The sequence below is a fragment of the Bacillus sp. CHD6a genome, from assembly GCF_001293645.1.
Taxonomy (GTDB): Bacteria; Bacillota; Bacilli; order Bacillales; family Bacillaceae_I; genus Sutcliffiella_A.
Map to the genome: position 1 here is coordinate 141,306 of NZ_LBMD01000002.1, position 23,695 is coordinate 165,000.

Genomic DNA, 23,695 nt, shown 5'->3' on the forward strand with positions numbered 1-23,695 from the left:
GAAGGGGGAAACGGATGAAAAGACTCTATCATGTCGTTGCCATCCCAATAAGAATTGTGCTGAATAACTTTGGTGATTATGCTCCCGATGGAATGATGTATGTATTAAAAGAAAATGAAAAAAAGGTAAAAGAATTAGTCAAGAAAAATCCCTTTACCCCGGTAGATTTAGTAGAGCCGCTGTGTATTCGAGCCAATAAAGGAGACACAGTGGAAATATTATTTGAAAATCAAATTCGTTATGCGACAGGAATGCATTTTTTGGAAGCCGATTACAATGTATTAGACTCCGATGGAGCAAACGTCGGATTTAACCCGAGTACGCTAGCGGAGCCAGGGGAAAAAATTCTCTACCAATTGACGGTAAATCATGAAGGGGTGTTCTACTTCCATGATTTAGGTAACCCGGAGAGTGGGGATGAGGGAACGAATATTAATGGTTTATTCGGATGCTTATTTGTGCAACGCAGAGGATCATGGTGGACCGACCCTGTTACTGGTGGCACCATAAACAGCGGGTTATATGCGGATGTTCATCACCCTTTTGCTCCATCTTTCAGAGAATATGCCTGGATCTTTCATGATGAAATGTCAACAGTGGATATGACAGGAAACAAGCCGCTTGATCCCGTTACCAATCAGGAAAGAGAATCTACACATGCCATGAATTATCGTTATGAGCCGATCCAAAATCGAAGGAAACTGTTAGAGGAAGGGGTTGTTTGCCCGGATTGTGATGGAGAAGAAGTTCATCATGATTCATGGGTATTTGGTGACCCGGCCACTCCTATCCTAAGAGGCTATAAGGGAGATCCTGCAAAGATTCGATTAGTGCACGGTGGGGTCAAGGAAACGCATGTTTTCCATTACCATGTACATCAGTGGTTTAAAGACACGAACAATACAGATTCGGATGTCATTGATTCCATAGCCGTAAGCCCTCAAACTTGGTATACGGTAGAACCTCTCTATGGACTTGGTTCGCTGCAGGAGGCAATGGGAGATGTCATTATTCATTGTCATCTTTATCCCCACTTTGCAGTAGGAATGTGGGGGATGAATCGAATCTTTGACACCCTACAGGACGGAAGCCAATGCTATCCGAATGGTGTCCCGATTAAAGCATTGCAGCCATTGCCTGACCGGCCATGTCCACCAAAACCGACAAAGGAACGCCCTGGTTTTCCAAACTTTATTCCTGGAAAAGTGGGCTGTAAGGCACCAAGGCCACCACTAGGCATTGTAGGTGGTAGAGACATGACGGAGCTTGAACGAAATGCAGCAGTGCCTTTTGCAAGGCCAGGAGCTGTGTTTGCTGACGCTTGTTCCATTGTAGAAAATCCAGCAGTGCAAGAGTTTAATATTTCACTCATTGAATGTCCATTAGTCTATAATCGTCAAGGCTGGAATGACCCTAAAGGAAGAATATATGTGCTTGATGAAGATGTAGACGATGTGTTATCAGGCAAGAAAGAACCGGAACCTATTGTCATTCATATGAATGCTGGAACGTGTATACGTATTAATTTTACAAACCTGCTACCTGAAGTTGCCGGTGGAGATGCATTCCAATTAGTCACAAGAACCTATGAAACTGGCATTCATGTTCACTTTGTTAAATTTGATGTGCTTGTCAGTGATGGAGCAAATGTAGGGTGGAATTACGATTCCAGTGCTCTGTCGGGAGAGACAATACGTTACGAATATTATGCAGATGTAGAATTAAAAGCTTGGTTTTTCCATGACCACTTATTTGCCAACTACCATCAGCAGCATGGAGTGTTTGGCTCTGGAGTCATTCATGCCAGATTCTCAGAGGTTCTAGACTCTAAAACAGGTGAAGAGGTCAACGTTGGTACTCAAGTAACTGTTACACACCCATTAATTCCGGATTATCGGGATATTGCTTTGATGGTTCAAGATTTCACCCTATTATATGATAAAAACGGGTGTCCATTAAATCCACCAGAATTCCCAGGATCTGATGATGACCCAGGTTTGTTTGGAGTGAACTATAAGAACGAACCATTACAATTCCGTTTAGGGAAAGATGAAGATCCTGCCTATTCGTTTAGCTCCTTTGTAAAAGGGGACCCGGTGACACCAATCCTACATTGTTATGAAGGAGATCCGATAAGAGTAAGGTTATTACAAGGCGCGCATGAGGAATCACACAGCTTTAATATACACGGACTTCGCTGGAAAGCAGAGCGCCCTGACGTGGAAACCAGCTTTAGTGCTCAACAACATATTGGCATATCAGAATCGTTCACATTCGAAATGGATGTGCCAAGGTCCGGGGATTATTTATGGACGTTTGAAACGGAGGAGGATTTATGGAATGGATTGTGGGGCCTAATACGAGCCTTTGATGAAGAGGTCGATTTCTTAATCCCACTCCCAGACCGAGAGGATCCACCAAAACGAACACGGCCATTGCCTGAATGTAATGGAAAACCACCAGCTCCACCTAAAAAAGTAGACCCAATTGGACCGAAAGATGCTCCGATAAAACGGTTTGATGTGGTAGCGTTTCATACACCGATTATATATAGCAAGTGGGGAGAAAAAGATCCATTTGGTATTGTTTTTGCCCTAAAAGAAGATATGGATGACATTTTATGTGGTAGAAAAAATCCAAAACCTTTAATTTTAAGGGCAAATCAAGGCGATGTTGTGGAAGTGACATTAACTAGTTTCTTAAAGTTTGATCAATTCCCATTTCCAGATGGAATTTGGCCATATCCACCTGTAAAGGAGCAGGCTTTTTATCCTCCATCCGTCAGGATATCGTTACACCCGCAATTGATTCAATATGATGTGAAAACATCAGCAGGGGAAACAGTAGGCTTCAATCCAGATCAAACGGTTGGACCTGGCGAAACGATAACGTATAAGTGGTATGTGGATGCAGATGTAGGCTCTTGTGGATTGTGGGATATGGCGGACATACGCAATCACCGTTCATTGGGGACTTTTGGGATATTTATTGCCGAACCAAGAGGAACTCAATTCCTGCATCCAAAAACATTCAAGCCAGCGCTAACAGCAGATAATGTCGTGTTAGTGAATCCTTTCTTACCAGAAACAAGAGAATTTGTCTTAATTATGTATGATGGAGCTCGATTAGTGGATAGAAAAGGAAAACTTATCGTGGATCCTGTGGATGGAATTATTGGGGGAGTGGACCCAGAAGAGTTAGAGGATTTAGTGGATACGTATGATAATGGGTCAAGGGGCTTTAATTATCGTACAGAGCGATTAATCAATCGGTTCAATAAACGTCCTGTCTTAAAGGATCTGTTCAGCTCCAAAGTGCATGGAGATCCATCTACCCCGGTATTTGAAGCGTATGCCGGAGAACCGATTACCATGCGACTGGTCAATCCTTCCGAGCGTCGGCGCAGCCATGGTTTTCACTTGCATGGACACTATTGGAACACGGATGACAAAGACTTGGCGTCCGAAATTCGTTCCTTGGAGGGCAAAATTGTCGCTGGTTATACGGGTGACTTCAAAATGAATTATGGCGCAGGAAGTTTTTATAACTTCCCAGGCGACTATATGTACCGTTCTGGAAATATTCGCTGGGATATCGAGCAAGGAATGTGGGGAATCCTTCGTGTCCATAAAAATAGACAAAAGCACTTACCGCCTGTAAAAAAGGTTACCTGGAAAGATTATTAAGGTGTGGGTTTAGATGACCAAAAAAGCATGGGGACTGTTTCTTTCCATTAGTGTCATTGGATTCTTAGCGGTTTACTTTTTTTGGCCAACATACGAAAAACTCCCCGTTTTGGGGAGTGTATCCAACTTTCAATTACAAAATGTCCAAGGAAGTACCTATGAATTAAACAGCGAAAAAGTAAAAATTGTTACCTTTTTTTATACTCGCTGTCCTGATGTTTGCCCCATGACCATCGTGGATTTAACAACACTACAAGCCGAACTTCAAAACAAGGGAGTATTTGGTGAACAGGTCGAGCTTGTAGCCATCTCCCTTGATCCCGAAAATGATACAGCAGAAGCTATTCAAAAGTACTCACAAGCATTTAACACCGATCCTGCAGGGTGGAAGTGGGTAAGAGGGACTGAAGACGAGACAAAAGAAATTGCAAGCCGCTTTAACATGCAATACCAAAAGCTGGAAGGTGATTTCTTCTCTCACTCCATCACCATGTATCTACTCGATGAAAAAAACCAGATACGGGCATTATATGACATGGCCAATGCCAATGACCCACTTGATACCACTCAAATTCTAGAAGATATCTCCCTTTTGATACCAAGTGGGTTTCATGGACAGACACCTTGATCTAAAATCGACATAACCATACTAAACAAGCCGAGAATGCCTGCTGTTCTCGGCTTTCCTGTGCAGGTGGAGCAGGCGGTGGGTCGGTGTGCCCGTCCCCTAGAATCCCTCTTGACATCCATATCGTTTTAAGGTAATTTAAATATAAATTTATATTCGAGAGATTTTATTTTTCCTTTTTACTATTACCTAGAGGGCTTTAGCAGGCTGTTAAACGATTGTTTGACAGCATGAAAAAGTATTTCTTAAGAGATAAAAGGCAAATATAAGATAAATCGGTGTATTTCTTAAGTATAGGCTTAAGGGATGCACCGATTTTTTGTTCAGGGGGGAAAGCGTGATGATCATAAAAAAATCAAAAGGTGCTATGGAATCAGATATAAGCAAAGCAATTACGCAATGGGAAAAGGATTATCTTGGACGTGGGTCTGTATCTGTTAAAGCAGATATATTACGGGATATGATTATTGTGAATTTGAATGGGGTTTTAACACCTGCTGAGTATTCCGTGTGTGAAACAAAAGAGGGAATGTTAACAATTAAGAAAACTCGTTCAGAGTTAGTAGAATCAGGTTTGGGTAATCTGAAGGATATCATTTTTACAATCACGGGGGAAAAGGTGAAAAGCTTTCATACAGACATTAGTTCTCGTACAGGAGAACGTGTGATGGTCTTTAAGTTATATGAAGATCTGGAGAAGAAAATGTAAGATCCATGATAAAAGGGAGATCTTTAAAAAGCCTTAGGGCGAGTTGAAGGTAAACCGACATTTCAGTAGCGGTGGTTTGTTTTTTTGCCACTTGTATGCTGATGATGTCGTTTTTTTTTATCGTGGAAAAATGGATGGGAGGAAGTTGGATGAATGACATAATTGTTCAAAATTTGTTATCACCTGTGGTGTTGTTTTTTGTATTAGGCATTATTGCTGCCATTTTTAAATCGGATTTAAAATTTCCAACGGGTTTAAGTGAAGGATTAAGCATTTACCTGTTAATTGCGATTGGGATAAAAGGGGGAATGGAGCTTTCGAACTACTCAATGGAAACGGTGTGGGCACCCATTCTAGGCACGTTATTTTTAGGAATTGTCATTCCTTTTCTAACCTTGTTTATCATGAAAATGATCAAAATGGATCTGAAAAACTCGATTGGATTGGCCGCGACTTATGGGTCTGTAAGTATTGTGACGTATGGAGCTTCCATTTCATTTTTAGATAAAAGCGGTACATCGTACGAAGGATTTATGAATGCATTAGTGGTGTTAATGGAGAGTCCGGCCATTTTAGTTTCGTTTCTTTTATTAAAAGTCTTAGAAAATAAAAAGGATTATCCGATCTATTCGACACAGAGCATGGGGTTTCTTCCGGCATCCGCCAATATATTTGATAAAGACATGTTAAGGGAAAGTATATTCGGCAAAAGCATCCTTCTTCTCCTTGGGAGTTTAATCATAGGTTGGATCGTTGGGGAACAGGCACTCCCAATGGTGAAACCTTTATTCATTGACTTATACGGCAGCGTGTTAATTCTTTTCCTCTTAAATATGGGATTGATGGTAGGCCAGCGCTTGCCAGAGGTGAAAAAGCACGGGCTGCCCTTGCTGTTATTTGGTTTAGTTACGCCCCTTTTGTTTGGTGCTTTAGGAGTTCTTGTCGGAAACTTTGTAGGTTTATCGTTAGGGGGAGTGACATTGATGGGCGTATTAGCTGGAAGTGCTTCGTACATTGCCGCACCTGCAGCCCTGAAAACCTCGGTTCCAGAGGCCAACCCATCCATCTATTTAGGCTTATCTTTAGGAGTTACGTTTCCTTTTAACTTAATCATAGGAATACCTATTTATTACGAAATGGCAAAATGGGTACAATAAGGGAGGAATAAAAATGTCCAATGTAGTAGGTTCATTAACGAAAAAAACAATTGTTATTTCTAGTATCAATCAAGATATGCAGCCTTTACTTCCGATCATAACCAATAGACAGGAAAAGGATTTGTTGGTTTTGAACAGCTTTGGGGCTGTCATTACCCAACCTTATGGCTGTTTGATCAGAAACGTTATTTTGGCATTGTATAGTGAAAATGTGGATGAAATTTATCTTATCGGGGAAAAAGACAGGAAAGTAGGCAGCCTGGATAAAGAGGAATTATTAAGTAAGATGAAGCAAGCAGGGGTATCACAAGGAACAATCAACACTATTAATTATATTGATGTAGTCAATCATGATGTCATGGATTGGTTGGTCGGTCCATCAAAAGTGCAAGATGTCATGGAGAAAAACAAAACATTCCTGAAAGGTCATCCGTTCATTCCAAATGACATACCTATCCATGCTTATATCGCGGATGTAGATACAGGAGAATATTATTCAGTCTAGAGGTTATGGTATCCTTAGGGAAATCACCATAAGGAGAATGTATATGAGCGCAAATTTACAAGACTTTGTCCAACATACAATGGTCAGGATGGAACATTTTGATCCGCAAAATGTGGATTGCATCAAAAAACTGGTGAAAGAAGCCATTCATTTTTATAAACTTAATTCTTATCAAGAAGAGGAAGAAACAGTAGAAGGTACCACAGAATTTTTATATATACACTCGATGATGGAGGAAAACCTTCTATCTAAAGTGGTGGAACTCTCGATGGGAACGAATAAAGGTTTTGACATCGAAGAGGTTTATAAAGGCTGTGTCATAAGAGAATATTAGATAGAAAAAGGTGGACTCCCAGACATTATTGTTGTTGGAGTCCCTTTTTAATAAGGCTCCAAAAAGACATGGTTGCAGCCTTTTTTAATGGTTGGATTTAATTGGTTAAAAAACATTTGTTTGTTAACGTTTTCACATGTAGACAAAAGTAATTATTTCATGTAATTTATATGAGTTATATAACAAGGAGGAATGACACATCTTATGAACAACCAACAACATTTCCGTTCCGTTAAAGTGGTAACGGCTGATCCTTCTGCATTAGGATTGTTTGGATTAGCAATGGTTACGCTTGTAGCGTCATCACAAAAACTAGGATGGACGGAAGGAACGGCGTTAATATTACCATGGGCTTTCTTTTTAGGCGGTCTCGCACAATTTATTGCAGCCCTATTAGACGCAAAGCACAATAATACATTTGGAACTACCGCATTTGGTGCATTTGGACTTTTCTGGTTTGGAGTTGGAATGTCTTGGCTAATTCTATCCGGAGCTTTAGGGGAAAATCTACAAGCAATTGCAGATCCTAAACAGCTGGGTGTTGCATTCGTAGGCTACTTAATCTTTAGCGTGTTCATGACAGTCGGTGCAATGGGAACCCATAAAGTTCTGTTTTTCATATTTGTTCTGATCGATTTCTTATTTATCGGACTATCTTTAAGTTCGTTTGATATAATGTATGAATTCTCGCATATGCTAGCAGCCATCTCTGAATTATTGATTGCTTTATTATCCTTTTACGGTTCTGCGGCAGCGGTGTTAAATAATCATTACGGACAAGTTGTGCTGCCTGTAGGGAAACCATTCGGCCCGTTTAAGAATCAGCAGTAAAATTGATATAAATATAGGCAGGCAAAGCGACTCTACATGTTATGTGTTGAGTCGTTTTTATTTTTAGTAAGGTTGTATCAAGGAAACCGCAATACATTTTCCATTTAGCTGTAATTCCAAATACTAGTGTTTGAAAATTAGGGAGAAAGCATGTTATAAAGTTATTTAGTGTAAAATTTTTGAACGGGTACTAGAAGTTGCACTTATGACGAGAGGATTTGAGTTAGATATGATAGAAAATTTCTGGCGTGATTTACCGCGACCATTTTTTGTACTGGCACCGATGGAAGATGTGACAGATGTTGTGTTTCGACACGTAGTAAGTAAAGCGGGTCGTCCGGATGTATTTTTCACCGAGTTTACGAATTCCGATAGCTATTGTCATCCTGAGGGCAAGGACAGTGTGCGTGGCCGTTTGCTTTTCACAGAAGATGAACAGCCGATGGTGGCGCATATTTGGGGCGATAATCCCGAATATTTCCGTCAAATGAGTATTGGCATGGCGGAGATGGGGTTTAAAGGCATTGATATTAATATGGGCTGCCCTGTGCCGAATGTAGCGACGAGAGGGAAGGGGAGCGGCCTTATTCTTCGTCCAGATATCGCGGCGGATTTGATTCAAGCGGCAAAAGCGGGCGGACTACCTGTTAGCGTGAAAACACGACTTGGCTTTACAGAAGTAGACGAGTGGAAGGAGTGGCTGAAGCATATTCTAGAACAGGATATCGCGAATCTTTCCATTCATTTACGTACACGAAAAGAGATGAGCGAAGTCGATGCGCATTGGGAGCTGATTCCGGAAATTAAAGAATTGCGTGACCGTATCGCACCGGATACGTTGCTAACGATAAATGGAGATATACCTGACCGTCAAGTGGGGCAGGAGCTTGCAGAAAAGTATGGCATTGACGGCGTGATGATTGGGCGAGGTATCTTCAAAAATCCATTCGCTTTTGAAAAAGAGCCGAAAGAGCATAGCAGCAAAGAATACCTGGATCTCTTAAGGTTGCAGCTCGATTTACAAGATCATTATGCAGAAATAGTGCCACGTTCTATTTCAAAGCTGCATCGCTTTTTCAAAATTTATGTCAAAGGATTCCGTGGAGCCGGAGAACTGAGAAATCAACTCATGAACACGAAATCAACGGATGAAGTCCGTGCATTGTTAGATGAATTTGAGGGTGAGCTGTAGGGATAAGCACGGTGCCACAGTTATCTCCAATAAAACAAAAAGCCGAGAATACCAGCTATTCTCGGCTTTCGTGCGCTTTCATGATGAAAAAAATGAATTAATGTGCCTGTTCCCTCGACGCCTCTCTTTGATCCAAGTAATAACTCAAAAACGTGAGAAGACTAGCACCAACCGCAACAACACCGCCCACCCAAGTGACATGAATAAGACCTACATTATGGTACACGATTCCGCCAAGGGCTGAACCAAAAGCGATGCCAACGTTACTTGCCACAGGCATGAGGGAAGCGGCAAGTCCAGTTGCTGTTGGTTGATAGATCTTGGCTAGGTCAATCAGGTAAAGCTGAGTGGATGTGGTTAAAAGAATGGCCATTAACGACATCAATCCAATATTAACAAGTCCCAGTCCAAAGTAATGGATGGTCCAAAATAAGCTGATTAATACAGCAGCCTGCACAAGAAACACAAATCGAAGGCGACCCATTGCATTATGGCTAGCTATTTTACCTGCCAGGATGTTGCTGAAAATAGAGATAAATCCATAAACGAAAAGAATCAAACTGATGGAATAGCTTGGTGCGCCCATTCCCTTCAAAATCGGAACAAGATAGGTGAAAACGACATAGGTTGCCCCAAAACCGAGCGCGGGAATGAAAAAGGCGATTAATATTCTCGGATTGGTCAGCAACGAGAACTGATCCTTGATCGAGCTTCGAACTTGACTGAGTTTGCTTGGCAGGACGAAATAGGAAGCTAGGAATGCCAATACTCCCAGTATGGTCGTCAACATGAATGTAGAATTCCATCCGAACCAGGATGCTACGACCGTTCCAATCGGTACCCCGATGACGTTTGCAAGAGTAAAACCACCGAACACAAATGATATAGCCAGTCCTCGCTTTGCTGGCGGCATGGTTTCACTTGCCACAATCATGGCTAAAGAAATAAGGACTCCAGTCACAATGGCAGTCAAAATCCGAAAAGCGAGCAGCATCGTGTAGGACGTCGAAACGGCGCATAATGCGTTGAAAATAATGAACGCTCCAATCAATACCAACATCCATTTACGCTTTGGAAAATGGCTAGTAGCGGACATTACCATCGGTGTGGCGATGGCAAATGTAATCGCAAACGCAGAAACGAGCGTACCAGCTTTTGCATTAGACATACCAAGGCTTGAAGAAATATCCGTCAAGATCCCCACTATAACAAACTCACTTGTGCCAAGAACAAATGTTAATAAAGATAAGGTGAAGATGAGCAACCAATGTTGCCTCGTTAATTTTTCAGATTGCATAAATACCTCTTTTCTAAGCTGTATAGGCATGTGTAGGATGGTAGATAAATAACCTAAATATCATAACATATTGATTGGACTTTTAAGAAATGTTCAAGCATGAAAAAAACCGAGAACCCCTAGGATTCTCGGCTTTCATGGATATGTGTAAAGGGGAATGGGTCGGCGTGCCTGTCCCTCACCCCATACAATCACTTTCCACAATGTCTACTAAAGCTTTCAATTGGCTCACACTAGTGTCCAAGGTTATGGAATAATAGCGCATGGTTCCCTTTTGTTCCATCTGCACCAGTCCGTTGTCTTTTAAGATTTTTAAGTGATGCGAAATGGCCGGGCGGGAAAGGGAGGACGTGTTTGCAATTTCTCCAACACTAAGGCTTTCGTGTTCTGCCAATAGTAAAATGATATCTTGCCTGGCAGGATCACTTAATGTGGTAAATAACGGAATACAGGACCGAAAAACATCTATTGCTTGTTGTGTCATGATTGTAGCCTCATTTACGCATATCGTTTAGTTTTCTTTCATGACAAGCTTGGCAACCTTAGCTGCCGTTCGTCTCGGTAAAAATTTGGCTGCCAATGCCCCAACTTTATTAAATCCGCCCGTTATCACCACACCTTTTCCTTGCATGAGAGCTTGATACCCTTGTTGTGCTACTACATCAGAAGACATAGCATTGCTAAACATTTTCGTGTTTTCTACTTTTGCAACAGAGCTGAAGTTTGTCTTCGTTGCACCAGGACATAGAGTGGTCACCGTAATGTTATCTTCTTTTAACTCCTCTGCCAATGCTTCTGAAAAGGATAGAACAAAAGCTTTTGTTGCGTAGTAGACAGCCATGTTAGGTCCTGGTTGGAATGCTGCAGTACTTGCCACGTTTAATATCTTCCCAGATGTACTCTTTTTCAGATCTGGAAGTAAATGAGAGGTTAATTCGGTTAAGGAGGAAACATTGAGCTGAATCATATTCAATTGCTGCTCGATACTCAGGCTTTCAAAGGATCCCAATAATCCAAAACCAGCATTATTTACGAGTACATCCACAGAAATTTTCTGAGTTTTTATTTCATCCACTATTTCTTTGATTGCATTAGGCTTGCTTAAGTCTTTAGGAATAACTGTTACGTTATTGTTTGGAAAATCTCTCTTAATTTCTAGAAGCTTTTCTTCATTTCGTGCTATTACAACTAAGTTATACCCATCCTTCGCAAATAACTTTACAAAGTCCAATCCAAGTCCGCTAGATGCGCCTGTAATTACAGCTGTTTTAGTCATGTATAAATTACCTTCCTTTTCGTTAAAGTACTTAAATGTTTAAGTGTTTAAACATATAATACAAAACGTGTTGTACTTATGTCAATCATTTTTATATTTTTTCCTTAGGATTGTGGGGACAGGTTTAGCAAAAGCAAGCAGTTAACCAAAATAACTATGTAAACTCCATACAATAAGAACTATACTGACTATTCCCCACGCTGTGACACTATAGATCCACCAAATGATGGATCTAGCGTTTAATGAGCTTTCCTTGCTTTCCTCATTTTCTGTAACAGTATTGAGCTTATTTTCTATACCTTTCTTCATAGAAATTAGAACAATAAATCCAATTACTATGAAACCGATCGTTATCCAGAGTGAAAAATTCACTATTTTCACCTCACTGTCCCTAGGCTCCTAAAATACGCTCTTAACATTCTCCCAACCATAAACAACTTCAGTAAGTTTCTTCCCAGCAATTTGAACATCAAAAACATCTAATTTCTTCCCGCCTAATGCTTCATAAAACAAACACGATACATTATCTTTTAAAACTAGAACAACCATGGTGTTAAAACCCATTCCTATGATTTCTTCTACAATTGGTTGAACAAGTGCTTTTCCCACACCTTGCCCCTGATACTCTTTTAAAATATAGATAGCGTATAATTCCCCATCATAGCCCACATATTTCCCACTTCGTTCTTTACCACCAGAAGAAAAACCAACTATTTGGCCTTGATTATTTTCTGCTACATAAACACCGCCATTAGGAATGCTGTTTATCCATATTTGTTCCCGACTTTCATAAGATAAATTGTTCAAGTATTCATCTGGCACAATATTGGCGTAGGTAGTTTTCCAACTGTCTACGTGTACTTTAGCGATCCCTTTGGAATCTGATAATATTGCTTTTCTGATTTTAATAGACTCTTTATCCATTTGCGATCCTCCGCTTTTCTAATTAAAAAAATTCCATATAAGTCTTCTCTTTTGCGTAGAAATCCAATCTATCTTGTAGTGTACCAGTATGGAATTCAAATTTATGACCATCCGGATCTGTAAAGTAAATGGACTTTTTATCTCGATCATCTCTTGGACGACCTGATAAAATGTTCACATTTAATCTCCTTAGTTTCTCGTAGATTTCATCAAACTCTTCTTCTTCAATGGAAAATGCAATATGTGTATATGATTGGTGTATTTCATTTCGAGGTATAGCTTCCTCTACATTAAGAGCTAGCCACATTCCATTTAAATCAAAGTATGCAGTGTTTCTGCCTTTTACCAACAACTTAGCATCAAATACTTCTTGATAAAATGTAATAGAAACTTCTATATCAGAAACGGAAAATAAGAAATGATTGAGTCCTTTTATTGACATGGTGTCACCTCAAAAATATAGTATTCTTTACAAAAGGAATGTGTTGTGCGAGCGTAAACTGTAAGGTGTTCATTTATTCTCCTTAGTATTAGATGCTAATGCTTAACTGTGTTTTTTTGTCATTGAATGAGCGTGTTTGTCACAGCAATCCTACTCTTGTGGTCTCTCAATAAATTCCGCAGGGGTAATCTCCTTGAAGAATAATACTCCATCGAATTGGTCTTTAGGTCTTATGGACATTCTCATGAAGCCGCTTTCCAATACTTTGAATTTTTGTTCAGCCCAATTAGAATGACAATTTACATAGCAAGTTTGGTCGGTCACTTTGTCTATGTGCCATTCCATATGCTTTTTATTTAATTTCTTCAACTCAATCGGAGGTCCAAAGGGGGTAGCGAATGTTCCTTCTTTGGCATAAAAACCAATCACTAAGCTTTGGTTCTGTATGTGATTAGGTAAATTTTCATATATAGATTTATATGGAGAAAGTAGACTATTCGAGCTATTCTTTTTAATGTGTAAGTTGTGAGCCCAAATAATGATGTTTTCATTGGGGTATAAGGTGTGAATGATATACTCTAGGTTTTTAGCCATTAGATGGTCTCTATACTCAAACAACTTAGCGAAACTTAATGTGCTATTCGCTTTTAAGTAGTCAATTCTCATATTTAATGCATGAACTAATCCATCACTTAACTCGTGTTTTTTAGTCTGAAGAGAATAAACTAACTCTTCGCCAATGTTAATCAATCTTTCTACTAGAACAGCATCTTTTTTCTTGATTTTACTTTTGCTTAGCAAGGCTACTAAATTCTCATCGAATTCTACAAATTTATCTTTTAACTCATTGTGTAACTCATTTTCTAAATACGTCCTAAGATGTTTCCCTTGGCTAGGTTGTACATCAATACCGGATAAGGATAATGGATTATTTGTCTGTTTTGTATCTTTTATGTAGCTAAACAATTCTAAATTGGTTTTATTTTGCCATATTCTCCCTATAGATCCCTTCATAAATTCCAGAGAATTACGATCAACACTTAAATGATTTCCTATAAAACAATCCCCAAATTCACTTTCAAAAGCCAAAACTTTAAAGTTATGATTTTGATGTAAATACTTAATAATTTCTAACTTGTATTCACTATACTCTTTCGCCGTGTGAGTGCTTTCACCTAAGAAGATATACTTTTTGTCTTTTACTAACTCATCCAGAAATTTAAAACTTTTTTGATTAACTAGAGGGAAGATATCATCAAGTAGTACATCCAAAATGAACACTCCTTACTATTAGAACTCAATCATTTTACCGCCATCTTAATTAATATCGCTAATTGAGGACAAACCCCTAAAAAGTAAGTCCAGCTGGAAGGACGTTTTCTTGTAGTGAGGCTGCTGGAGGATATCGTCAATCAAAGTACTCAATTTTTCATTCTTGATAGACTGATTGAACCAAAGCCTCGATAAGATGCGAGGTATAAAAGAAGGGACTTATCACTATCTCATGACACATCCCCATTTCTTGATAATAAAGACTCGATCTAAAAAACGCCCATAGACTTGATTGGAGTTTAAGGTCTATAAGGATGAGACATACCATAAGTCACATACAAGCATTTCAAAAGCGGTTAATCTAATTCTTTGATTCGTCCTAGTCTAAAGAGAAGGAACTAAGAGGAAATACTAAAGAGTTAACGAGTAGTAGTCGGTGAGCCGGGTGGATTATATGCAGGAGGCACCCTTAACCATCCTCTGGCTTTCATTATGTTTTTCAGTGGTGCGGCAAATTTCATTAAATTAACTTGTATAGAAAAAAACAAAAGCCCTACATCAGTTCGTACTGTTTTTGACATGGCTTGAGCGCAAAAAGTTATGGAAGCAGCAACTTTTACAGAAATTAAATTAGCAAGCTCATCTTCGGTCAATTTAACTCCTTCAGGAACAGCACTTGGGTCGGATACAGGTTTACTTGGATAAACGAGGGGTAAGGGAACTCCCTCTTTAATGAGGAATTTCTCTATCCGTTTGGTATCAGATAGACTGCCGTTCAATGCCTCTTCCAATACAGATTTTAAATCACTATCAACAGTTGTATTGAGTCCGACCTGATATAAGGTATGAGCTTCCTTAAAAGCTGTAAAAGCTGTCCAAAGATCCATTACCTCTCCAACATGTAACTTAAGTTTCGGCTCTTCATCTGTGAAATTTTTTATGATGGCTGCTATGGCTTCTAATGTATTAATCATTGTAGAACCTCCGTGTTTTACTTTGTGTTTTTTTATCACTAAAAAATAGTTACTCTAATCTTTTAGTATGAGGTTTTTTGTTAAATTTATTACTGTCTTTAAATAATAGGGAACATTAGTCGATGAGATGGGGGAGGGGGAGGAAGTAAAAGCATGGAGGTAGGAACGAAAAAAGAAAGAGGTCTGGGTGTTTCCAAACCTCAAAAACCAAACTTCTCCTTAATCATTCCCGCCACTTCTGCCGCACTCCTATTCGTGTTATCAATCTTCATGTAGTTCTCAAATGTTAACTCTTCATCCAACGAGTTCAACCGATGCTTCTCCAGCGTCTCCAACAAATCGTTTTCAGACCACACTAAATCTCGCTTTTTCGGCTTGTGTTCCAGGCGGTTTGGGGTTTTATTTCGCTCCAGTCGCTCGTTTAGATCTGCCTCCAATTCGACGTAGTAGACCGTGGCACCTCGGGACTCAAACAACTGAGTGAGGTTCTTCACATACTCCCAATCCGACTCCTTATCGAACATCCAGACATACGTGAAAATCATGCCGTATAGATCGCTTTGAGATACCTCTTCAAAAATCTCCTGCCGAAACAAATTTACTAACCGCTTCGCTTCCTTTGTACTGTAATCAAAAAAATGCCCAACCAAGTCAATTGTCATATGGTTATGAAATAGCTTTAAATCTGTTATTTTCGCTAACTCCTGCCCAACCGTCATTTTACCAACCGCTTGAGGGCCGAATATATGGACAAATTTCATGGAAATTGCTCCTTTCCTTGTATAACAAAATTAATTCGTCAAACGTTCTAACCATTCGCTTACCAGTGCATTAAAAATCTGTGGTTGTTCAATTTGTAGATTATGCCCGGCTCCATCCAATACCGCAAAAGTTCCGCGCGGATATCTATCTTGTAACTCCAATGCATCTTGATATCCAACAACAGCGTCCTGTTTCCCCAACAAAAACAGGCTAGGTTTAGTAAACTCTGTTTGATCAATCTCAAACGAAAATCCGTAGTTTTTCTGGACCTTTTCTAGAAATGGTATGTCTGCACTCTGGATACCACTCAAGATTTCTTCTCTATACCTCCGCCAAGTAACCTCATCAAGCACAACACTTTTATTTTTGAACTCCTCCAACTCAAGCGGGGTTAATGATTTAACAAATGCAGGATCTGTTTTTACTATCTTGTGCTGCCCAACGGTTCTATCTTTTGCATATGGTTGAATAACTGGGCAAATAAAAGCTCCGCCAAGTACTTGTTCTTTTTGATGATGAATGACACCCCTGGCTAGGTACCCTCCATAGGACTCGCCAACTAAAACATATTTTTGGTCGGGAATCGTCGTTTGAATAAAGTCCAACACAGCATTTAGCATATCGTCGGAACTTTTAATTTCGTCATAATTTCTGGATTGTCCCATTCCTGGGAGATCCATATATATTCGGCGAAAACCACCCTTATTTTCAAAGACGGGCTCCATACAGCCACTCATTAAACGGTGGTCCGGTGAAAAGCCATGGAGCATGATGATAGGGGTGCCTTCCCCTAGATCCTCATAAAATAATTCTGCTTGCTGAACTTTACAATAAGGCATATGAAATCCTACTTTCTTTTATAAGGTTGTAAGTTTCCTAGTTTCTCAGACAGGGTAAGAATAAGGAATATTTTAACATAAAACAAATTAATTGGTTTGAATAATATAATATTTCTGAAAAAACACCGTAATTATGGATATATATGTTAAATTAAAAGCGTGGAACTTTTTAAAAGATCTACTTGGGGAAAGAGGGGGAATCTATTTGTTGTTCGAAAATCTTAGTGTTTTCATTTATGGATTTTTATTTTGGTGGGCTTTACTCCTTGTATTCAAAAGGATTTCAGGTAGTTATCCTCACAAAAACACTTGGAAAAAGGATATATCCGTTACGTTTATTCAAAGTTTAGTTTTGCTTGCAGCTTTTCAAATTGTCATTTATTTTCAAAATAGCTAAACATAATTATTAAGCGAAGCAAGAGGGTGTATGGATGATCTATAAAGTGCTCTTATTTATGGCAATTGCTATATTCATATTCAATTATTTTGTCGGACCGCGGTTCTTAAATATGGAAAGTGATGATACGGGATTATTTACAGGGTTGATGATGTTGTGTATAGTTATCGGGCATATTCTGGACCGAGAAAAAGGTGAGAGGTAAAGTGGGTCGGCGTGCCTGTCACTTAATCTAAAAGGAGGTTTCTATCGCTTGAGCGGAGCGGTAGAAACCTCTTTTTTTCGTAAAATTGTAGAACATTGGCGTGGAAAGGTAGAAGCTCGTTTGGGAAATGTAGAAGGTAACTCGGGAAATGTAGAAGCTGACGGTAAAGAGGTCGAAGGTGACGGCGAAAAGGTATAAGTGTAAGGAAACAACAAAATGGAGCAACCAGGAAAGATGAAAATCGTGAAATGTGTTTGTTTCTAACCTTTTAAGTTACACTTTATGACTCTTGAAAAAGGATCAGCATTTAATTTTATGAAACTCTATTATTCTCCCATCTCCCACGGTAACCTATGGTATTTTATTAGTAGAGGTGACAGGATGAAAAAGAAGCCAATTTATGTAGAAATTCCAATTGAGTCAAATATAGATGATGTTTGGGAGAAAACTCAGGATTCTAAGTTGCATGAGCAGTGGGATTTGCGTTTTTCTTCTATTACTTATTTACCGAAGGAATCAGAAGATAGCCCGCAGTCCTTTTTATATGAAACGAATATTGGGGGTGGGCTGAAAGTTGCCGGTTGGGGGAAAAGCATTGGTACGCATGATAAGAAGGACGGGTCGAAAACGTCTTCTTTACATTTTGGTACGGATCAAAAGATTTCTCCCATTTCGGAAGGAAAAGGTTATTGGCGATACATACCGACTGATAAGGGACTCACCTTTTTGACTCAGTATGATTATGAGGTGCGTTATGGAGTAATCGGCCGGTTGTTAGACTTATTTTTCCGTCCTGTTATGGGGTGGGCCACAGCGCTTAGCTTTGATGTGCTGAAACGTTGGGTAGAAAAGGGAGAAACGCCGCGAACACAGTATGTGCGTTTCTTTAGTACCGGGCTGATAACTACCCTGTTTTTCTTTGTTTGGTTTTATCAAGGACTTGTCCCGAAGATACTAGCTAAACACCCTGAGGAAGTGTCCATGTTTACTAGTTTAAGTTCTATGGAAGGGGCTGCTGCGGTACAGGCTGTTGGGATCATAGGGGTGTTAGAAATCTTTTTTGCAGCTCTGTGGCTTTTTTATCGTAAAAAAAGGCATTTATTTGCTTTGCAGATTGTGGTTTTTCCTATATTGACCGCCAGTGCCCTAATTGCCAGTCCAGCGATGGTAACGCACCCATTTAATCCGGTTACGTTTAATGCAAGTCTTTGGGTTCTTTCCATCATTGGCTTTTTACTAGCAAAGGATGTACCAACGGCAACAAGTTGCAAGCGCACAAGAAAGGGCGATTCACAATGACCATCTATCAAGAATTATTGGGGGAGGATTTTCAGCGGCTTCACCCAAAACTACAGGATCGTTATGCACTCCCAATGGACAAGCCGTTTTATGGAGTTGGAACGATGTTAAAAATGAAGACAGGTTCATCATGGCTAAAGCCTTTTTTAACCTTATCAACGCGTTGGCAATTTCTTTTCCCCGAAAGCGGAAACGATGTGCCGTTTACGATTAAAAATACTTGTCGATCATTGCCGTCGGGTGAAACCGAAATATATTGGGAACGGACCTTTCATTTTGAAAAGATTTCTCGTAATTTTAACGCGTACATGACAATGGATCCAAAACGTAACGTGGTGAAGGATTACTTAGGGGAGCCGCACTTATTTTATTCGGATTTAAAGATGAGTGTTACTCCGAAAGGACGAATGCAGATTCGCTCTGGCTCTCAAAGGTTTCTGGTAGGTAAACGCGAAATTCCCATTCCTCGGTTATTAGAAGGCGTGGTTGCCGTTGAGGAAGGGTATGATGATGTGCGGGAAGTATTTACGATTCAAGTGGAGATACGAAATCGAATGGTCGGGAGGGTGATGGCTTATGAAGGCGAATTTAAAGCAGCGTCTCTTTAGTCCCATAACCATTGCAGGTATCGTCTTTTTCCTGGCAAGCAGTCTGTTCACAGCTGACTCCTATTTGTTAATGCTGACCGCTGCACAATTGATTTTCGTTCCTCTCATGCTCCAGCTGCTTGTGGAAATCAAACGGAAGCATATTATCTTCACTTGGATGACGATGCTCTCTGTCTTTTTATTAGCAGTGGTCCCATCTAGCGCAGGGCAAATTGCATTAGCTTTCATCTATTTGATGTTTACTTTTCTTGTCGCGTTATACGGGGTAAAGCGGTTCTTTCAGCGTGGCTTTACTAATTGGGCGGAAATTTCGATTGATATCGGGTTGATGTATTTGTTTGTAGGAGGGCTATGGTTCTTTGCGTATATCGCGGGAATTGATACAGGTTTTAGTCCGTTGATCACGTGGTTAACAGCCATTCATTTTCACTACTCCGCCTTTTTATATCCTATATCGTTAGGGTTCTTTGGGCGTTTGCACAATTCCAACTTGTATCCTTTTATTGTCGTGAGTATTTTAGCTGGTCCGATGCTTGTTGCTATTGGCATCACGTTTTGGCCTTTACTAGAATTTATTTCTGTATTGGTTTACATTTTTGCCATCTATTGCTTGATATTCCTTGCATTTCGAACACGCTTTGCGACCAACCTGCAGGCGCTTTTCATAAGGCTCTCCTACGTTGCACTTGGTATCACCATCATTTTTTCCTTGCTTTATGCGGCCAATAGCGCGTTTGGAAGTTGGTTTGTTAGCATCGATTTTATGTTGATGTTTCATGGCTTTTTTAATTGTGTTGTTTTTGGGATGGTAGGGGTTCTTGGCTGGGTGATGGCGCCACCTCCTTCCAAACAGGCTGACTGGAACTTTCCGGTGAGTAAGATACGAGGAAAGTTAAAAGGAGCAGGAGAACAACGACCGGGATTAGTAGAAAATCTAAGTGATTTTGTAGATGTAAAAGCTTTACCGTATGCCATCGTTCATTTTTATGAGAAAACAGAACGTTATCAGCTAGTTGCTTCTGTAAAATGGTCGGCTTGGTTTAAACCATTGGCATGGTGTTACAAATGGATAAGTACAAAAATGCAACAATTGAACCTTCCTATCTCGAGTACACCTACTGAAATGACATATACCATTCGTGCAGTTGATTCAAGTATTGATGGAAGAAAAAATCCCCGTGCCTGGGTTCGTCAGGTCGAAAATCAGACTGTATTTGTCGCGATTTATTCTCAGCATGAGACGGAGGGAAGAACCTATATGAATATAGCCCTTCCTCTTCCTTATTCGTCCATGATTGGTGTTTTGCAGCTTGATGCTGAGGATGTTGGGTCGCTTGTCCTTTCAAGTGAAGGGAAAGGGGACCCCGGTGTTTATTTAGCAGTGGGGAGGACTATTTTTAAGTTGCCGTTATCTGAGCACTTCATTATAAAAGAGAAAAGGGCAGGGGTGCTCACTGCTGAGCATAACATGAAGATTTTTGGGGTGCCTTTTTTGAGGGTTGATTATAGGATTGATGAAAAGATAGACTCAGAAAATGATAAGTTGGCATAGTTAAAGATATAAAGCTTTGAGGGGAGAGGCGATAGCTAGGTGCTTCGACTAGGTAGGCGTGCCTGTCCCTTCTACCAAACCAGAGAAATGATCTCTGGTTTTTTTGTGTGAAATAAAATATGTTGATATACCAATATTTAAACAATCGTTTGTTCAAAATTTTATTTTGTATGGTGAGATATGAGTTAAAAAGAGTTCGTGATTTTTCAACCATTTTCGCAAGGTATATTAGGATAAGGGATAATGGAGAAGTGTTCTTCCCTCTTTAGAACCAATGGTAAATATTACGCTTATAGTGTAAAATTACACAAAAGAGGAAGAGGAGGATGATTATGACATTCCTAACAATTGTTGCTGTTCTTATACTCGGTATCTCCATGCTAGTCATCGGTTATATTACGAAGAAAAATTGGTTAAAATTACTTTCCCTGTTTCCGACTTTGATCTCCGTGATCCAATTAATTATATTGGTGAATTTGTGAGAAAAAGGTGGGTCGGCGTGCCTGTCCCCAATTAACCCATTAGGCATTCACACATCTTTCTAGGTACAAGTTTATAGACTCCTGTCCCTTGAATAGGATGTATGGATAAACTTGAGGGAGTGTAGTCTAGTGAACTTTAATTATCACGATCAAAGAAGAATCGTTGGCCGCCCGGGCTTTGGTTTAGGTGGATTCGGTTCCGGCTTTGGTGTCCGCCCGGGTCTAGGATTCGGCCGTCCAGGCTTTGGTTTTGGGTTTCCGTTTGTAACGGGATTGGCAGCAGGCGCTTTATTAACACCAAGACCAAGACCATATCCGTACTATCCATACCCGCCTTATCCATACCAACCTTACCCATATCAACCGTATCCATATTATTAAAATAGGAACATAACAAAAACCACTTCCTAACTAAGGAAGTGGTTTTATGTGTTTTATAAAAAACGGTTTGGCGTGATTGTCCCTCGACTTAAAAATAAACCAAATATATAACCAGTGCCAACACAATGCGATAAACAGCAAATGGCACTAGCTTTATCTTATTAATTAATTGCAAGAAGAACTTTATGGATAGTAAAGCGAAAATAAACGAAGTAATAAATCCGGCAGCAAAGAACGGTAAAGCTTCGATCGTGAAATACTGCCAATTTTTCAATAAGGAAAGTCCGCTCGCTCCCACCATAATGGGGACTGCCATAATAAATGTGAAGTCTGCGGCAGCACGATGGCTCATTCCGAGGAGGACTCCTCCAGAAATGGTGGAACCCGATCTTGAAAATCCTGGCCATAAAGATAAGCACTGAATCAGTCCAATGGAAAAAGCCTGCTTATAGGTCATTTGATCAACACTCTGCATTTTTGGCTCTTTTGGACCGAATAGGTCTGCGGCAATCATTAACACAGCTCCAACGACAAGCCCAATCAGAACAGTCTCCAGAGAAAATAAGTGTTCGTCAATAAAGTCTTCGAATAGTAACCCTAAGACACCTGCCGGAAGCAGCCCCACCAAAACATGGGTAAGTTTAAGTTGCTTGGAACCCTTTGAGGTAGATGCTCCTCCTCGGAAGTTTTTTAACCCGAGCAGTTCAATGAATCTGTTCCTGAAAATCACCACTACTGCCAAGATCGACCCTAGCTGTATGACAATTTTAAATGTGTTGGCTACATACTTACCAAGAAACTCGTTTGATTGTAGCAGCATATCATCCACAATAATCATATGCCCTGTTGAGGAAACAGGAGCGAACTCCGTCAAACCTTCGACAATCCCCAATATGACTGCTTTTAATATAGTAATAAAGTCCATCGTCTAGCTCCTTTTTATTTGTACAATAACCTAATTACTATATTACAAATAAATAGTTTTGAAAATATGAAAAATTTCCAATATCCTAAGAGACTTTAACCATATTTGTTATTTCGCTATGTAGTACGTGTTTTAGGCAGGAGAGGTTGTTTTAGCTATCACAAGTCGAAGAAATGATGAGATAAAAGCTTGTTTTTATAGTGAAAATTTAGGTTCGGACAAATATCTCTTATCTTTGGTCAAAATTTGATGGGATTTCGAGAGGTTCGGCCAAACTTCCAAGGGGGTTTGGACACTTTGTATAAGGGGTTCGGTCAATTGAATTTTTGGTTCGGACAAAAATCGAAAATCTTCGGTCAACTTCGCCGAAACTTCGGTCAAGAATGAAAAACCTTCGGTCAACTTTTCGAAAACTTTGGACATTTGCAAGGACCGACCAATAATACCCAAGCTTAACTACAATTTAATTTTATTGCCAGACTAGTAGTAATGATTTTTTCTTTTGTGGAAGGAGGAATCTCCTACTTAAATTATTGGTTTTCTTCCTCCCAATGTGCCTTCCCATCAACCGCTAAAACGCTAAAAGAAATGCAATACCCCAGCTGCCAATAAAAAAGATCAAGCTTGAAATGAAATATAAACTGAATTCTGGAGAACTTACTGCTTCATACTGATGTTCATAATCATGGTTGGTAAGGAATCTAGTGACGGTACCTTGGGTATTTGTGTTTGCCTTCCTTGTAATGTTGGTAAGCCAGCCTAATCCGAAAAAGCATAGACTAGAAAAGAAAATGGTATCGATAAATTTCCAGTTTCCTAGGAGGCTGATTGCATAAGAGCCACTTACCATGAATGAAAGTAGAATAAGGACGATAGTAATCTTCAGATATTTAGGATGAATGCGTTTTTGTAAGATTTTGCTGATGAAATCTATTGCAAAAGCAGCTAACGTAAATAGGATTAAAAGAATTATCGTAAAAGCAACGCTATAGTAATAACTCATTCCCACACCTCCAAT

Annotated in this window: 27 protein-coding genes; 15 read left to right on the top strand and 12 right to left on the bottom strand. The window is 39.8% G+C overall.

Going from position 1 to position 23,695, the window contains the following annotated elements; genetic code table 11:
- Positions 1-14: 14 nt before the first annotated feature.
- From AAV98_RS03385 to AAV98_RS03420, 8 genes are all read left to right on the top strand, one after another.
- Positions 15-3,686, top strand: a complete 3,672-nt coding sequence (locus AAV98_RS03385; RefSeq protein ID WP_060664149.1) for a multicopper oxidase domain-containing protein — start codon at positions 15-17, stop codon at positions 3,684-3,686.
- A 13-nt stretch (positions 3,687-3,699) separates the two neighbouring features.
- Entirely contained in the window at positions 3,700-4,314 is a 615-nt protein-coding gene (locus tag AAV98_RS03390) for an SCO family protein (protein ID WP_060664150.1), read from the top strand.
- Between the two features lie 346 nt (positions 4,315-4,660).
- Complete coding sequence (locus AAV98_RS03395) at positions 4,661-5,023, top strand: DUF2294 domain-containing protein (protein ID WP_060664385.1); 363 nt, start codon at positions 4,661-4,663, stop codon at positions 5,021-5,023.
- Positions 5,024-5,172: 149 nt separating this feature from the next.
- Positions 5,173-6,180: a sodium-dependent bicarbonate transport family permease gene (locus AAV98_RS03400; RefSeq protein WP_060664151.1), complete on the top strand. Its 1,008-nt coding sequence runs from the start codon at positions 5,173-5,175 to the stop codon at positions 6,178-6,180.
- Between the two features lie 13 nt (positions 6,181-6,193).
- Positions 6,194-6,685: a hypothetical protein gene (locus AAV98_RS03405; RefSeq protein ID WP_060664152.1), complete on the top strand. Its 492-nt coding sequence runs from the start codon at positions 6,194-6,196 to the stop codon at positions 6,683-6,685.
- Positions 6,686-6,728: 43 nt separating this feature from the next.
- Entirely contained in the window at positions 6,729-7,019 is a 291-nt protein-coding gene (locus AAV98_RS03410) for a DUF6407 family protein (protein WP_060664153.1), read from the top strand.
- A gap of 204 nt (positions 7,020-7,223) precedes the next feature.
- A complete protein-coding gene (locus tag AAV98_RS03415; protein WP_060664154.1) occupies positions 7,224-7,850 on the top strand; it encodes an acetate uptake transporter in 627 nt (208 codons plus the stop codon).
- Positions 7,851-8,079: 229 nt separating this feature from the next.
- Positions 8,080-9,042 (top strand): tRNA dihydrouridine synthase, encoded by a 963-nt coding sequence (locus AAV98_RS03420; RefSeq protein ID WP_060664386.1) that lies wholly within the window; start codon positions 8,080-8,082, stop codon positions 9,040-9,042.
- A 97-nt stretch (positions 9,043-9,139) separates the two neighbouring features.
- On the opposite strand, the gene AAV98_RS03425 is transcribed toward AAV98_RS03420, so the two are convergent.
- The 10 genes from AAV98_RS03425 to AAV98_RS03470 all read right to left on the bottom strand — a co-directional run bounded on the left by AAV98_RS03425 (position 9,140) and on the right by AAV98_RS03470 (position 16,828).
- Positions 9,140-10,339 carry an MFS transporter gene (locus tag AAV98_RS03425; RefSeq protein ID WP_060664155.1) on the bottom strand — a complete coding sequence of 400 codons (1,200 nt, stop codon included), beginning with the start codon at positions 10,337-10,339 and terminating at the stop codon, positions 9,140-9,142.
- Between the two features lie 178 nt (positions 10,340-10,517).
- A complete protein-coding gene (locus AAV98_RS03430; RefSeq protein WP_060664156.1) occupies positions 10,518-10,823 on the bottom strand; it encodes an ArsR/SmtB family transcription factor in 306 nt (101 codons plus the stop codon).
- A 27-nt stretch (positions 10,824-10,850) separates the two neighbouring features.
- The gene (locus AAV98_RS03435) at positions 10,851-11,615 is read right to left on the bottom strand and encodes an SDR family NAD(P)-dependent oxidoreductase (protein ID WP_060664157.1); all 765 of its coding nucleotides are present in this window, start codon (positions 11,613-11,615) and stop codon (positions 10,851-10,853) included.
- 141 nt (positions 11,616-11,756) lie between these two features.
- Positions 11,757-11,987 carry a hypothetical protein gene (locus AAV98_RS03440; RefSeq protein WP_060664158.1) on the bottom strand — a complete coding sequence of 77 codons (231 nt, stop codon included), beginning with the start codon at positions 11,985-11,987 and terminating at the stop codon, positions 11,757-11,759.
- Positions 11,988-12,014: 27 nt separating this feature from the next.
- Positions 12,015-12,539, bottom strand: coding sequence for a GNAT family N-acetyltransferase (locus tag AAV98_RS03445; protein ID WP_060664159.1), 525 nt, complete (start codon positions 12,537-12,539; stop codon positions 12,015-12,017).
- 22 nt (positions 12,540-12,561) lie between these two features.
- Entirely contained in the window at positions 12,562-12,981 is a 420-nt protein-coding gene (fosM, locus tag AAV98_RS03450; RefSeq protein ID WP_060664160.1) for a FosM family fosfomycin resistance protein, read from the bottom strand.
- 150 nt (positions 12,982-13,131) lie between these two features.
- The gene (locus AAV98_RS03455; RefSeq protein WP_060664161.1) at positions 13,132-14,253 is read right to left on the bottom strand and encodes an erythromycin esterase family protein; all 1,122 of its coding nucleotides are present in this window, start codon (positions 14,251-14,253) and stop codon (positions 13,132-13,134) included.
- A 419-nt stretch (positions 14,254-14,672) separates the two neighbouring features.
- On the bottom strand, positions 14,673-15,227 hold the full coding sequence (locus AAV98_RS03460) for a DUF3231 family protein (protein ID WP_060664162.1): 555 nt from the start codon (positions 15,225-15,227) through the stop codon (positions 14,673-14,675).
- A gap of 200 nt (positions 15,228-15,427) precedes the next feature.
- Positions 15,428-15,988, bottom strand: a complete 561-nt coding sequence (locus tag AAV98_RS03465; protein WP_060664163.1) for an AAA family ATPase — start codon at positions 15,986-15,988, stop codon at positions 15,428-15,430.
- A 30-nt stretch (positions 15,989-16,018) separates the two neighbouring features.
- Entirely contained in the window at positions 16,019-16,828 is an 810-nt protein-coding gene (locus AAV98_RS03470) for an alpha/beta fold hydrolase (RefSeq protein ID WP_060664164.1), read from the bottom strand.
- A 431-nt stretch (positions 16,829-17,259) separates the two neighbouring features.
- Here AAV98_RS03470 and AAV98_RS20155 point away from each other — a divergent pair, with 431 nt between their 5' ends.
- The 7 genes from AAV98_RS20155 to AAV98_RS03495 all read left to right on the top strand — a co-directional run bounded on the left by AAV98_RS20155 (position 17,260) and on the right by AAV98_RS03495 (position 21,752).
- Positions 17,260-17,430, top strand: coding sequence for a hypothetical protein (locus AAV98_RS20155; protein ID WP_156317606.1), 171 nt, complete (start codon positions 17,260-17,262; stop codon positions 17,428-17,430).
- 48 nt (positions 17,431-17,478) lie between these two features.
- Positions 17,479-17,628, top strand: coding sequence for a hypothetical protein (locus tag AAV98_RS20160; protein WP_156317608.1), 150 nt, complete (start codon positions 17,479-17,481; stop codon positions 17,626-17,628).
- A 183-nt stretch (positions 17,629-17,811) separates the two neighbouring features.
- A complete protein-coding gene (locus tag AAV98_RS03480) occupies positions 17,812-18,729 on the top strand; it encodes a DoxX-like family protein (protein ID WP_060664166.1) in 918 nt (305 codons plus the stop codon).
- A complete protein-coding gene (locus AAV98_RS03485; RefSeq protein WP_060664167.1) occupies positions 18,726-19,337 on the top strand; it encodes a DUF4166 domain-containing protein in 612 nt (203 codons plus the stop codon). The genes AAV98_RS03480 and AAV98_RS03485 overlap by 4 nt, the downstream gene beginning before the upstream one ends.
- Entirely contained in the window at positions 19,306-20,889 is a 1,584-nt protein-coding gene (locus AAV98_RS03490) for a YndJ family protein (RefSeq protein WP_060664168.1), read from the top strand. The genes AAV98_RS03485 and AAV98_RS03490 overlap by 32 nt, the downstream gene beginning before the upstream one ends.
- Positions 20,890-21,221: 332 nt before the next feature.
- Positions 21,222-21,371 carry a hypothetical protein gene (locus tag AAV98_RS20500; protein WP_197284221.1) on the top strand — a complete coding sequence of 50 codons (150 nt, stop codon included), beginning with the start codon at positions 21,222-21,224 and terminating at the stop codon, positions 21,369-21,371.
- 129 nt (positions 21,372-21,500) lie between these two features.
- A complete protein-coding gene (locus AAV98_RS03495; protein ID WP_060664169.1) occupies positions 21,501-21,752 on the top strand; it encodes a hypothetical protein in 252 nt (83 codons plus the stop codon).
- Positions 21,753-21,840: 88 nt separating this feature from the next.
- Here the strand turns inward: AAV98_RS03495 and AAV98_RS03500 are convergent, their stop codons facing one another.
- Both AAV98_RS03500 and AAV98_RS03505 read right to left on the bottom strand, forming a co-directional pair.
- The gene (locus AAV98_RS03500) at positions 21,841-22,677 is read right to left on the bottom strand and encodes an undecaprenyl-diphosphate phosphatase (RefSeq protein ID WP_060664170.1); all 837 of its coding nucleotides are present in this window, start codon (positions 22,675-22,677) and stop codon (positions 21,841-21,843) included.
- Positions 22,678-23,248: 571 nt separating this feature from the next.
- Positions 23,249-23,680: a hypothetical protein gene (locus AAV98_RS03505; RefSeq protein ID WP_060664171.1), complete on the bottom strand. Its 432-nt coding sequence runs from the start codon at positions 23,678-23,680 to the stop codon at positions 23,249-23,251.
- Positions 23,681-23,695: the final 15 nt, after the last annotated feature.

What these genes read in the sequence shown, in the direction of transcription:
- AAV98_RS03385 (WP_060664149.1), top strand. Translation starts at nt 15, where the DNA reads ATGAAAAGACTCTATCATGTCGTTGCCATCCCAATAAGAATTGTGCTG.
- AAV98_RS03390 (WP_060664150.1), top strand. Translation starts at nt 3,700, where the DNA reads ATGACCAAAAAAGCATGGGGACTGTTTCTTTCCATTAGTGTCATTGGA.
- AAV98_RS03400 (WP_060664151.1), top strand. Translation starts at nt 5,173, where the DNA reads ATGAATGACATAATTGTTCAAAATTTGTTATCACCTGTGGTGTTGTTT.
- AAV98_RS03405 (WP_060664152.1), top strand. Translation starts at nt 6,194, where the DNA reads ATGTCCAATGTAGTAGGTTCATTAACGAAAAAAACAATTGTTATTTCT.
- AAV98_RS03410 (WP_060664153.1), top strand. Translation starts at nt 6,729, where the DNA reads ATGAGCGCAAATTTACAAGACTTTGTCCAACATACAATGGTCAGGATG.
- AAV98_RS03415 (WP_060664154.1), top strand. Translation starts at nt 7,224, where the DNA reads ATGAACAACCAACAACATTTCCGTTCCGTTAAAGTGGTAACGGCTGAT.
- AAV98_RS03420 (WP_060664386.1), top strand. Translation starts at nt 8,080, where the DNA reads ATGATAGAAAATTTCTGGCGTGATTTACCGCGACCATTTTTTGTACTG.
- AAV98_RS03425 (WP_060664155.1), bottom strand. Translation starts at nt 10,339, where the DNA reads ATGCAATCTGAAAAATTAACGAGGCAACATTGGTTGCTCATCTTCACC.
- AAV98_RS03430 (WP_060664156.1), bottom strand. Translation starts at nt 10,823, where the DNA reads ATGACACAACAAGCAATAGATGTTTTTCGGTCCTGTATTCCGTTATTT.
- AAV98_RS03435 (WP_060664157.1), bottom strand. Translation starts at nt 11,615, where the DNA reads ATGACTAAAACAGCTGTAATTACAGGCGCATCTAGCGGACTTGGATTG.
- AAV98_RS03445 (WP_060664159.1), bottom strand. Translation starts at nt 12,539, where the DNA reads ATGGATAAAGAGTCTATTAAAATCAGAAAAGCAATATTATCAGATTCC.
- fosM (WP_060664160.1), bottom strand. Translation starts at nt 12,981, where the DNA reads ATGTCAATAAAAGGACTCAATCATTTCTTATTTTCCGTTTCTGATATA.
- AAV98_RS03460 (WP_060664162.1), bottom strand. Translation starts at nt 15,227, where the DNA reads ATGATTAATACATTAGAAGCCATAGCAGCCATCATAAAAAATTTCACA.
- AAV98_RS03465 (WP_060664163.1), bottom strand. Translation starts at nt 15,988, where the DNA reads ATGAAATTTGTCCATATATTCGGCCCTCAAGCGGTTGGTAAAATGACG.
- AAV98_RS03470 (WP_060664164.1), bottom strand. Translation starts at nt 16,828, where the DNA reads ATGCCTTATTGTAAAGTTCAGCAAGCAGAATTATTTTATGAGGATCTA.
- AAV98_RS20155 (WP_156317606.1), top strand. Translation starts at nt 17,260, where the DNA reads ATGATCTATAAAGTGCTCTTATTTATGGCAATTGCTATATTCATATTC.
- AAV98_RS03480 (WP_060664166.1), top strand. Translation starts at nt 17,812, where the DNA reads ATGAAAAAGAAGCCAATTTATGTAGAAATTCCAATTGAGTCAAATATA.
- AAV98_RS03485 (WP_060664167.1), top strand. Translation starts at nt 18,726, where the DNA reads ATGACCATCTATCAAGAATTATTGGGGGAGGATTTTCAGCGGCTTCAC.
- AAV98_RS03490 (WP_060664168.1), top strand. Translation starts at nt 19,306, where the DNA reads ATGAAGGCGAATTTAAAGCAGCGTCTCTTTAGTCCCATAACCATTGCA.
- AAV98_RS20500 (WP_197284221.1), top strand. Translation starts at nt 21,222, where the DNA reads ATGACATTCCTAACAATTGTTGCTGTTCTTATACTCGGTATCTCCATG.
- AAV98_RS03500 (WP_060664170.1), bottom strand. Translation starts at nt 22,677, where the DNA reads ATGGACTTTATTACTATATTAAAAGCAGTCATATTGGGGATTGTCGAA.
- AAV98_RS03505 (WP_060664171.1), bottom strand. Translation starts at nt 23,680, where the DNA reads ATGAGTTATTACTATAGCGTTGCTTTTACGATAATTCTTTTAATCCTA.